The 10,501-nt window shown below is 74.3% G+C and carries 11 protein-coding genes and 1 pseudogene; 8 read left to right on the forward strand and 4 right to left on the reverse strand.

Annotation, left to right across the window (positions count from 1 at the left end):
* The first annotated feature begins 10 nt into the window (after positions 1-10).
* The 3 genes from QT381_RS12290 to QT381_RS12300 all read left to right on the forward strand — a co-directional run bounded on the left by QT381_RS12290 (position 11) and on the right by QT381_RS12300 (position 2,285).
* The gene (locus QT381_RS12290) at positions 11-505 is read left to right on the forward strand and encodes a MarR family winged helix-turn-helix transcriptional regulator (RefSeq protein WP_289249333.1); all 495 of its coding nucleotides are present in this window, start codon (positions 11-13) and stop codon (positions 503-505) included.
* Positions 502-1,437 carry a quinone oxidoreductase family protein gene (locus QT381_RS12295; RefSeq protein WP_289249311.1) on the forward strand — a complete coding sequence of 312 codons (936 nt, stop codon included), beginning with the start codon at positions 502-504 and terminating at the stop codon, positions 1,435-1,437. The genes QT381_RS12290 and QT381_RS12295 overlap by 4 nt, the downstream gene beginning before the upstream one ends.
* Positions 1,438-1,526: 89 nt before the next feature.
* Positions 1,527-2,285, forward strand: a complete 759-nt coding sequence (locus QT381_RS12300) for a hypothetical protein (RefSeq protein ID WP_289249313.1) — start codon at positions 1,527-1,529, stop codon at positions 2,283-2,285.
* Positions 2,286-2,322: 37 nt separating this feature from the next.
* Here the strand turns inward: QT381_RS12300 and QT381_RS12305 are convergent, their stop codons facing one another.
* From QT381_RS12305 to QT381_RS12315, 3 genes are read right to left on the reverse strand one after another with little or no spacing between them, the layout of a single operon-like run.
* The gene (locus QT381_RS12305; protein ID WP_289249316.1) at positions 2,323-3,396 is read right to left on the reverse strand and encodes a VIT1/CCC1 transporter family protein; all 1,074 of its coding nucleotides are present in this window, start codon (positions 3,394-3,396) and stop codon (positions 2,323-2,325) included.
* A gap of 8 nt (positions 3,397-3,404) precedes the next feature.
* Positions 3,405-4,337 (reverse strand): aldose 1-epimerase family protein, encoded by a 933-nt coding sequence (locus tag QT381_RS12310; RefSeq protein WP_289249318.1) that lies wholly within the window; start codon positions 4,335-4,337, stop codon positions 3,405-3,407.
* A 9-nt stretch (positions 4,338-4,346) separates the two neighbouring features.
* Positions 4,347-5,150, reverse strand: coding sequence for a DeoR/GlpR family DNA-binding transcription regulator (locus tag QT381_RS12315; RefSeq protein WP_289249319.1), 804 nt, complete (start codon positions 5,148-5,150; stop codon positions 4,347-4,349).
* A 57-nt stretch (positions 5,151-5,207) separates the two neighbouring features.
* On the opposite strand from QT381_RS12315, the gene galT reads away from it, so the two are divergent.
* The 5 genes from galT to QT381_RS12340 all read left to right on the forward strand — a co-directional run bounded on the left by galT (position 5,208) and on the right by QT381_RS12340 (position 10,216).
* Positions 5,208-6,305, forward strand: a complete 1,098-nt coding sequence (gene galT / locus QT381_RS12320) for a galactose-1-phosphate uridylyltransferase (protein ID WP_289249320.1) — start codon at positions 5,208-5,210, stop codon at positions 6,303-6,305.
* Complete coding sequence (galK, locus tag QT381_RS12325) at positions 6,302-7,486, forward strand: galactokinase (RefSeq protein ID WP_289249321.1); 1,185 nt, start codon at positions 6,302-6,304, stop codon at positions 7,484-7,486. The genes galT and galK overlap by 4 nt, the downstream gene beginning before the upstream one ends.
* Before the next feature lie 434 nt (positions 7,487-7,920).
* Entirely contained in the window at positions 7,921-8,739 is an 819-nt protein-coding gene (locus QT381_RS12330) for a LamB/YcsF family protein (protein ID WP_502877512.1), read from the forward strand.
* Positions 8,736-9,341: a 5-oxoprolinase subunit B family protein gene (locus QT381_RS12335; protein ID WP_289249325.1), complete on the forward strand. Its 606-nt coding sequence runs from the start codon at positions 8,736-8,738 to the stop codon at positions 9,339-9,341. The genes QT381_RS12330 and QT381_RS12335 overlap by 4 nt, the downstream gene beginning before the upstream one ends.
* Complete coding sequence (locus tag QT381_RS12340) at positions 9,338-10,216, forward strand: 5-oxoprolinase subunit C family protein (RefSeq protein ID WP_289249329.1); 879 nt, start codon at positions 9,338-9,340, stop codon at positions 10,214-10,216. The genes QT381_RS12335 and QT381_RS12340 overlap by 4 nt, the downstream gene beginning before the upstream one ends.
* Before the next feature lie 114 nt (positions 10,217-10,330).
* Here the strand turns inward: QT381_RS12340 and QT381_RS12345 are convergent.
* Positions 10,331-10,501, reverse strand: a pseudogene (locus tag QT381_RS12345) (transposase); the annotation flags it as partial.

A 10,501-nucleotide genomic window follows, 5' to 3' on the forward strand; every position in this document is an offset into this window, starting at 1 on the left:
GGTGAGTACGATGCGTAGCGTGAGCCCATCCGCCCCGTTGCCCCCGTTGGAGAGCCGCGCGAGCTTTCTGGTCTCCCAGCTCGGAATCCAGAGCGCTCAGCGATTCGCCGCGGGCCTGGCACCGCTCGGGCTGAACCCGAACCAGTTCGGGCTCCTCGTGCACGTCGCCCGCGCCGAGGGGCAGTCGCAGCAGCAGCTCGCCGACACGCTCGGCCTGCACCGCAACACGATGGTCGCGCTGATCGACGACCTCGAGGCACGCGGACTCGCCGAGCGTCGTCGGCACCCTCGCGATCGACGCGCCTACGCCATCCACCTGACGTCCGAGGCGCGCCGGCTCCTGCCGGAGGCGAGCCGCATCGCCGACGAGCAGGAGGCCCTCCTCGTCGAAGACCTGAGCCGAGCCGAGCGCACCCAGCTGATCGGCCTCCTGGCCCGGATCAGCGCGCGCACCGGACAGCGCGCCGGAGTGCACCCGGGATACGCCGGGCCCGGCGAGCCATGACCACGCGCGCCATCGCCGTCCGGTACGGCGACCCCTCCGCCGTCGAGCTGCAGACGATCCCGGATGCCGCGCCCGGCGAGGGCAGGGTCGCGATCGCCGTGCGCGCGGCGGGTGTCAACCCGTCCGACGCGAAGGGCATCGCCGGCGCGTGGGGTCGCGACGAGACGAAGCTGCCGCTGCCGATCGGCAGCGAGGTCGCCGGCGTCGTCACCGAGCTCGGACCGGGCGTCACGGATGTCGCGATCGGCGACGAGGTCATCGCGTTCCGGGTGCGCGGCGGCTTCGCCGACCGGGTGGTCACGGCCGCGGCGAACGTGTTCGCGAAGCCGCCGGCCCTCTCGTTCGAGGAGGCCTCCGGCCTGCTGCTCGTCGGCGCCACCGCGTGGCACCTGCTCGACGCGACCGGGGTCGCCGCGGGCGACTGCGTGCTCGTGCACGGCGCGAGCGGGTCGGTCGGCCGCGTCGCCACGCAGCTCGCGATCGTGCGCGGCGCGACCGTGGTGGGCACCGCATCCGAGCGCAACGCGGATGCCGTGCGCGCGCTCGGCGCCGCATGGGTGCCCTACGGCGACGGGCTCGCCGCGCGCGTGCGGGCGATCTGGCCCGACGGCGCCGACGTAGCCCTCGACACCGTCGGCACCGACGAGGCCGTCGACACGTCGGTCGAGCTCGTCGCGGACCGCGGCCGGATCGCCACCATCAGCGCGTTCCGCCGCGGTGGCGAGGCCGGCATCCGTCTGCTCGGTGGCGGTCCGGGCGCCGATCCGGGCTCGGCCGTGCGGGCGGCCGCCCGGCAGCCGCTCGTCGACCTCGCCGGGGCGGGCCGGCTGCGTGTGCCGGTGGCCCGCACCTTCCCGCTCACGGAGGCGGCTGCGGCGATCGAGCTCGCGAGCTCGGGGCATCCCGGAGGCAAGATCGTGATCGTGCCGTGATCGCGGGCCGACCCCCAGTTCGAGTGCCCGGGGGACGGGAACGGCGACGCGCGTGCGACACTGAAATTCCCGATCGAAAGCTCACACGCATGCGCCGCCGCTTCCCCCGCATCGTTCTCGCCGCCGCGACGTCCGTGCTCGCGCTGTCGACCCTCGCCGCCTGCGACGGATTCAACCCTCCCCCGTGGGCCAATCCGAACGGTGGCGATGCGAGCTCGCCGGCGCCGACCAGCTCGTGCTCGAACTTCGGGTACGACTCGCTGTTCAGCCAGTTCGGCACCGTGAAGTACTCCTATGTGCTCGCGGACAACCTCACGCTCTACCTCGACATGTGGACTGAGCAGCCGACCCACTCGTGGTACGCCGACACGCCCAAGAAGCTCACCTACACGATCCAGGTCGTCGACTCGAACGCGCGCCCTGAGGATGCCTTCAAGTTCAAGCGCAAGGTCTACCTGAGCGCGATGCACGTGACCGCGACGACCGTCGAGAAGGACAACCAGTCGACCGTGGCCTACGAGCTGGACAAGAAGCCCGCCGAGGTCACCCTCGACCCCGAGGCGCTGCAGTCGAAGAAGTACGGCCTGCTCATCACGAGCCCCAAGGGCGGGCTCCTGTACCAGAACACCGAGATCGACGCGGTGCCGGATGACACCTACGGCCTGAACCTGGACTTCCAGCTGACGGTGAACGCGCAGGCGAAGCTCGCCAGCAAGTCCTACGACACCTCGAGGATCGACATCGCGCTGCCGATCGCGATCTTCTCGGCCGCGACGCAGTACACCTCGACGTCGTGCGCCTCGAACGCGACGATGGCGCCGTCGTACGCGCCGGGCGTCACGCCGTAAGGGTCGCGGGGGTTTCGAGGGGTTTCGAGGGGGCCGCTCAGCCGGCGGAGGAGAGCAGCGCGTCGAAGAGCAGGCCGAGCGCGTAGGTGACCGCGGCCGCGCCGTAGCCGATGCCGAGCTGGCGCAGCGCCCGCCGGAGCGGGCTGCCGCCGGAGAGCAGGCCGACGACGGCGCCCGTCGCGAGCAGGGCGATCCCGACGAGCACGGCCGCCAGCAGGATCGCCGTGAGCCCGGAGAGCCCGAACAGGTACGGCAGCACGGCGACGATCGCGCCCGACGCGAAGAACGCGAAGCTCGACGACGCCGCCCCGACGGCGGAGCCGATCTCCTCGTGGTCGTCGACGGCGAGGTGATCGACGTCGAGGCCGCGCAGCACGCGCTCGGCGCGGTCCGCGGCATCCGTCTCGCTCATCCCGCGCGCGCGGTAGACGAGCGCGAGCTCGTTGGCGTCCACGTCGAGGTGCGGCACGGCCTCGTCGGCGGCCGGATCGGGGTGGGATGCCGCGAGCAGCTCCCGCTGCGAGCGCACCGAGACGAACTCCCCCGCCCCCATCGAGAGCGCGCCCGCGAACAGGCCGGCGAGACCGGTCGCGAGGATCACGGTCGCCGGCACACCGGTCGCGCCGACGCCGAGCACGAGCGCGAGGTTCGAGACGAGGCCGTCGTTCGCGCCGAACACCGCGGCGCGGAACGTGCCCGACAGGCGTGCGCGGCCGCGCGCCGCGAGCCCGCGGACGACCTCGCCGTGGATGCGCTCGTCGGCCGCCATGGCCGGCGTCGCATCCGCGTCCTCCGCATACGGCGAGCGCGCCTCGGCCCGCTGGGCGAGGGCGAGCACGAAGACCGAGCCGAAGCGCCGCGCGAAGAAGCCGAGCAGCACCGTGCGCAGCGCGCGCGGCCTCGGGCTCCCGACGCGGTCGCCGAGCAGGTCGAGCCAGTGCTGCTCGTGCCGCGCCTCGGCGTCGGCGAGGGCGAGCAGGATCTCGCGCTCCTCGCCGGTGCGTCGGGCGGCGAGGTCGCGGTACACGGCGGCCTCCGCGCGCTCGTCGGCGAGGTACTGGCGCCAGGTGCGCACGCGACGCGCGGACGGCGCGCTCGCGGCGTCCGGCATCCGCGCGCTCACGCGTCGGCCGCGGCGCGGCAGCGGATGCCCCAGCGCGCCGTCCAGGTCTCGCCCGGCGCCACCCAGCGCACACCGCGCTTCGTGACGAACGCGTTGGGCGGCGCGGTCATCGGCTCGATCGCGACGGCGAGTCCGCGACCGCCCTCGCGCGGGTAGTTGCGCGGCGTGAACACCTGCACGTAGCCGAAGCTCTCGTCCTGCCACAGCTCGACCGCCCGGCCGTCCGGGGCGGCGAGCGAGTGCACGGCGATGCCGTGCTCGTGCACGACCTCGCCGTACGCGTCGTCGAGCCGCAGGCGCTCGACCGGCCGGCCGCGCCGCAGGTCGAACTCGGTCGCCTCCACGGGCATCTCCACGAACGGGATCATGCGCTGCGTCGAGGCGAACTTCGACCGGGCGGCGACGGTGAGCATGAGGTGCTCGATCGGGGTGTCGCCGACGCGCAGGAACGGATGCGCCCCGACCGCCACCGGCGCGGCGGCGGCGCCGACGTTCGTGATGCGGTGGGTGACCTCGAGACCCGCGTCGACGAGGCGGTAGCCGACGCTCGTCTCGAGCTGGAACGGGTAGCCGTGCTGCGGGAACACCGTGGCCGCGAGGGTGATCGAGCTCGCGGTGCGCTCGATCGGCGTGTACGCGGTGAAGCGCAGCAGACCGTGGATCGCGTTGTGGAAGCGCGGCTCCGTGATGTCGAGGTGCTGCGGCCGGCCGTCGAGGATCCACATCCCGTCGTCGACGCGGTTCGGCCACGGCACGAGCACGATGCCGTTGGCGGAGGGCGTCGGGACGTCGGCGCCGTACGGCTCGGTGATGTGCTGCCCGTCGACCGTCAGCGTGCGCAGCGCGGCGGCGAGCTGCGTGATGAAGGCGCGGTTCTCGGTGGCACCCGAGTGGACCAGCTCGTACTGCTCTCCGGTCGGGGACGCCACGCGCTCAGCCTACGAGCGCGCGTGCACGACCTCCAATCCGGATGCGGCGAGGGCCGCGGTGCGCTCGGGGGCCGCATCCGTGACGAGCACGTGCACCTCGGCGAGCGGGGCGATGCGCGCGAGGCTGACCCGGCCGAGCTTGCCGGCCTCGGCGACGACCACGACGCGACGCGCGGCGCGCGCCATCCGCCGCTTCACATCCGTCTCGGGCAGGTTGAGGCCCGTGACGCCGCCCCCGGCGTCGACGCCGTTGCAGCCGAGGATCGCCAGGTCGCACGCGATCTCGTCGAGAACGGATGCCGCGAACGGGTCGACGAGCGAGTGCTGCAGCGAGCGCAGCGTGCCGCCGGTCACGACCACGGTGAGGCGCGGCACCGCGGGCTCGAGCGCGAGGGCGATCGAGAGCCCGTTCGTCACCACGAGCACGTCGTCGAGGTCGACCCGGTCGACGAGCGCGTGCGCCACCGCGAGGGTCGTCGACCCGACGTCGAGCACGACGCTCTGACCCGAGCGCACGAGGGCGGCCGCGGCCCGGCCGATCGCGAGCTTCGCGGCGGGGTCGCGGGCGCTCGCGGTCTCCACGGTCGGCTCGACCCGGCTCCCCCGCGGCATCGCCCCGCCGTGCACGCGCGAGAGCTGCCCGTCGCGCGCGAGCACGGCGAGGTCGCTGCGCACGGTCACCTCGCTCACGCCCAGCAGGGCGGCGGCATCCGCGACGCGGGTGAACCCGTCGGTGCGCACCAGGTCGGCGAGCCGCTGCCGGCGCACGGCGGCCGGTGCGGGCACGGCCGCCGGCTCGGGGAGGGTGGCCACGGCGACCCCTTTCGGTTTCTTTCACAATCGACGGACCGGTTTCGTTATCGTAATCCCGTGCCGGGCATCCTCAAACGCGCGACGACCCTCGCCGACGGGCGCGAGCTCATCTACTTCGACGACACCGAGACGACGCTCCCGCCCGAGCGCCGCATCGACGAGCGGCACCTCGACCCCCGGCCCGAGACCGCGACGATGCGCCAGGACCCGCTCACGGGCGAGTGGGTCTCGGTGGCCGCCGCGCGGCAGAACCGGGCGTTCCTGCCCCCCGCGGACCAGGATCCGCTCGCCCCGCAGACCGCGACGAACCCGAGCGAGATCCCCGACCGCTACGACGTCGCGGTGTTCGAGAACCGGTCGCCGTCGTTCGGGCCCGCCTCCGGTGCCGAGTTCAGCCTCGACGACCTCGCCCGCATCGGGCTCGAGCGCACCCTGCCGGCCGTCGGCCGCTGCGAGGTGGTGTGCTTCGACCCCGCCACGCACGGCTCGCTCGCGCAGCTGCCCGTCACGCGCGTGCGCACCGTGATCGAGGCGTGGGCCGACCGCACCGCGGCGCTCTCGGCGATCCCCGGCATCCAGCAGGTGTTCCCATTCGAGAACCGCGGCGAGGCGATCGGCGTCACCCTGCACCATCCGCACGGCCAGATCTACGCGTACCCCTACATCACGCCGCGCACGCAACGGCTGCTGGCATCCGTCGAGTCCTACGGTCCGACGCTGTTCGCCGACATCCTCGCGGCCGAGCAGGCGGGGCCGCGCGTCGTGCTGCGCGGCGAGCACTGGACCGCGTTCGTGCCGTTCGCCGCCCGCTGGCCCCTCGAGGTGCACCTGCTGCCGAACCGCCACGTCGCCGACCTCGCGGCCACGACGGCCGCGGAGCGCGACGAGCTCGCCCCGCTGTACTCGCGCCTGCTGCGCGGGATCGACGCGATCTACGACACCCCGACGCCGTACATCGCGGCGTGGCACCAGGCGCCCGTGCGCGTCGGACGCGACGACGTGCGGCTCATGCTGCAGCTGACCTCGCCGCGCCGGGCCGCCGAGCGCCTCAAGTACCTGGCCGGCAGCGAGGCCGCGATGGGAGCATGGATCGGCGACGTACCGCCGGAGCAGAGCGCCGCGCTCGTGCGAGCCGGCATCGAGAGGGCATCATGACGGTTCGGCAGGTCCAGCACAGCGGCGACATCCGGGACGACGTCACCGCCGACTTCACGGCCGCGTTCGGCGGCAGCCCGCAGGGCGTCTGGTCGGCGCCGGGCCGGGTCAACCTGATCGGCGACCACACCGACTACAACGACGGCTTCGTGCTGCCGTTCGCGATCAACCGGCGCACGGTCGTCGCGCTCTCGCCGCGCGCGGACTCCGTCGCGCGCGTCGCGACCTCGTTCACCGACGAGGTCGCCGAGATCGACCTGCGCGAGCTGACCCCGGATGCCGTGAGCGGCTGGAGCGCGTACGTCCTGGGGGTCGCGTGGGCGCTCGGGCAGCACGGCGCCGACCTCGAAGCCGTGCCCGGATTCGACGCCTTCGTGGACTCGACCGTGCCGGTCGGCGCGGGACTGTCCTCATCCGCGGCGCTCGAGTCCGCCCTCGCGGTCGCGCTCAACGACATCTGGCGGCTCGGCCTCGACGCGCGCACGCTCGCGCGCGTCGGTCAGCTCGCCGAGAACGAGGTCGTCGGGGCACCGACGGGCATCCTCGACCAGTCGGCGTCGCTGCTGTCCCGCGAGGACGCCGTGCTCTTCCTCGACTGCCGCTCGCTCGAGGCGGAGGTCATCCCGACCGGGTTCGCCGAGGCGGGCCTCGAGGTGCTCGTGATCGACACGAGGGTCGAGCACGCGCACGCCGACGGCGGCTACCGCTCGCGCCGGGAGGCGTGCGAGCGCGGCGCCGCAGCGCTCGGCGTCCCCGCCCTCCGCGACCTCACGGTCGACGACCTGCAGCGCGCGCAGCGGCTGCTCGACGACGAGACCTTCCGCCGCGTGCGGCACGTCGTCACGGAGGACCAGCGCGTGCTCGACACGGTCGCGGCGCTGCGCACCGAGGGTCCGCTCGCGATCGGCGGGCTGCTCGACGCCTCGCACGCGTCGATGCGCGACGACTTCGAGATCTCGGTGCCCGAGCTCGATCTCGCCGTCGAGGTCGCCCAGGCGAACGGCGCGATCGGCGCGCGGATGACGGGCGGCGGCTTCGGCGGGTCGGCGATCGCGCTCGCTCCCTCGGATGCCATCAGCCGCATCCGGGTCGCGATCGACGGCGCGTTCGCCGAGCACGGCTTCGGTCAGCCCGAGATGTTCACCGTGGTGCCTAGCGCGGGGGCGCTGCGCGACCGGTAGGCGGTCCGCCGGTCGAGGAGCCCGCGAGCGCAGCGAGCCCTGCCCCCGCTGGTCGAGGAGCCCGCGAGCGCAGCGAGCCGGCCCCCGCTGGTCGAGGAGCCCGCGAGCGCAGCGAGCCGGCCCCCGCTGGTCGAGGAGCCCGCGAGCGCAGCGAGCCGGCGTCTCGAGACCAGGCCCCTCTCGAACGGAACCGTGGTGGTCTCGAGACGCGAGCGACTCCGTCGCGCGCTCCTCGACCAGCGGGGGCGTGTCGACCAGCGGGGGCTCCTCGACCAGCGGGGGCGGGGCGGGGGATCAGCGCGGGATGACCGTGAGGACGAAGCCCACGGCGAGCGCCACCGCGATGACCGTCGCGACGATGAGCACGATGCGGCCGGCCGGGATTCCCATGGCGCCAGCGTAGCCGAGGCGGCCACAATGGGAGCATGCCGACGATCGACCTGAACAGCGACCTCGGCGAGTCCCCCGCCCCCGAACGGCGCGGCGGCCCCCGGCGCCTCGGCGACGATGCCGCGATGGACGACGCCGCGATGTTCGGCCTCGTGTCGAGCGCGAACGTCGCGTGCGGCATCCACGCCGGCGACCCCGCGACGATGCTCGCGAGCGCCCGCCTCGCGCTCGAGCACGGCGTGACGCTGGGGGCGCATCCGTCCTACCGCGACCGCGCCGGGTTCGGGCGCCGCGCCATGGACGTCGAGCCGCACGAGCTGCAGGCCGAGGTGCTCGACCAGGTGTCGGCGCTCGCGGGCCTGGCGTCGTCCGTCGGAGCCTCCGTCGCGTACGTCAAGCCGCACGGCGCGCTCTACAACCGCATCGCGCTCGACGAGGAGCAGGCGGATGCCGTGGCGCGCGCCGCCGCCGACGCCGGCCTGCCGCTGCTCGGCCTGCCGGGCAGCGCGATCGGCCGCATCGCGGTACTGCACGGCGTGCCGTTCGTCGCGGAGGGTTTCGCCGACCGCGCCTACCTCGCCGACGGCTCGCTCGCGCCCCGCAGCATCCCCGGGGCGGTCATCGACGACCCGGACGCGGTCGCCGAACGCGCGGTGCGCATGGCGCTCGAGCACGAGGTCGAGTCGCTCGACGGCGGCACGATCGCGGTGCACGTCGCGAGCCTGTGCGTGCACGGCGACACGCCGGGCGCCGTCGAGCTGGCCCGCGCGACGCGCGACGCTCTCGAGGCCGCGGGGGTCGGCATCCGTCCCTTCCTCGGGGCGCCCGGGTCGTTCGTCGACGCGGCGTCGTCCGGCCGATGAGGCTGCTGCCCTCGGGCGAGGATGCCGCGCTCGCCGAGTACGACGGCCTCGCCGAGGCGATGGGCGCGTATGCCGCGCTCGCGCGAACGGCCCCGGCGTCCGTGGTCGACCTCGTCCCGGCCGCGCGCACGGTGCTCGTGCGGGTCCGGCCGGGTGCGCTCGCGGAGGTGAGCCGCTGGGTGCGAGCGACGGCGCCGGACGCGGGTGCGGCATCCGTCGGCGCGTCGGTGACGATCGCGGTCCGCTACGACGGGCCGGACCTCGCCGCGGCCTCCGCGGCGCTGAGCTGGTCTCCCGCCGAGCTCGTCGCCCGGCACACGGGCGCCGCGTGGACGAGCGCGTTCATCGGGTTCGCGCCCGGCTTCGCGTACCTCGTCGCCGACGGCTGGCCGGATGCCGTGCCGCGCCACGCGACGTCCCGCGCGAGCGTGCCGCCCGGCTCCGTGGCCCTCGCCGCGGGCTTCACGGGCGTCTACCCGCGCGCGTCGCCCGGCGGCTGGCAGCTCATCGGCACGACGGATGCGGTGCTGTGGGATGCCGCTCGCGCCGACCCCGCGCTCCTTGCGCCCGGCACGCGCGTGCGCTTCGAGGCCGTGCCGTGACCGGCGTGCGCGTGACGCAGGCGGGACCGTCGACGCTCGTGCAGGACCCCGGTCGGCCCGGACTCGCCCGACTCGGCGTCGGCGCTTCGGGGGCGGCCGATCGCGCTGCCCTCGCCCTCGCAAACCGGCTCGTAGGCAATCCGTCGTCGGCGGCGGCGCTCGAGATCCTGCTCGGACCGTTCGCCGTCGTCCCGCTCCGCGATGTCTGGGTCGCCGTCACCGGAGCGTGGGGCGCGGGCTGCGTCGACGGGCACGCGCTCGAGCCGCACACCGCGACGCTCGTGCCCGCGGGCGCGACGCTCTCGCTCGGCGTCGCCGCGCAGGGGCTGCGCTACGTGCTCGGGGTGCGCGGGGGCATCGAGACGGATACCGTGCTCGGCTCCCGGGCGACCGACACGCTCGCGGGCCTCGGCCCCGCGCCCGTGCGCGACGGCACGACGCTCGCGATCGGACCGGAGCCGGTAGAGCCCGTGCCCGTCGCCGACCTCGTGCCCGTCGACCCGCCGTCCGCCGGCGACCTGCTCGTCGACGTGCTGCCCGGCCCGCGGCGGGACTGGTTCGACGACGACGCCTGGGCGACGCTCGCCGGGACGCGCTGGACCGTCTCCGCGCGCTCGGACCGCACCGGCATCCGTCTCGAGGGGCCGCCGCTCGCGCGCTCCGCACTCGGCGCGCGTCTCGGTGAGCTGCCGAGCGAGGGGATGGTGCGCGGCGGCATCCAGGTCTCCCCCGACGGGGCGCCGACCGTGCTCGGCGCCGACCACCCGGTCACGGGCGGCTACCCGGTGATCGGCGTCGTGACGGCGGCCTCGATGGACCGCCTCGCCCAGGCGCGCCCCGGCCAGGGCGTACGGATGCGCACACACGGCGGGTGAGCCGAGCAGCCCGCTAGTCGGCCTAATCCTTCGTGTGGAGCAGCACGCCTGCTCCATATACCTCGAACGGCATTGGCTGGCATAAGTGGCTCTTCGGACATTCGGTGGGGGTCGTGGTGTGAGGCCTCCGGCGGCGAGGAGCATGCGGAGCCTGTAGTGCTCGCGGTTGCGGTAGCCGCGGGCGAGGCGCCGGTGTAGCTCGATGATCCCGTTGATCGCTTCGGTGCCGCCGTTGTTCGCGCGGCTCGTGGTGAAGTACGCGAGGAACGCGTCTCGCCACCGTCG

The sequence above is a fragment of the Galbitalea sp. SE-J8 genome (genome assembly GCF_030345695.1).
In the GTDB taxonomy this organism is placed as follows: Bacteria; Actinomycetota; Actinomycetes; order Actinomycetales; family Microbacteriaceae; genus JAUASV01.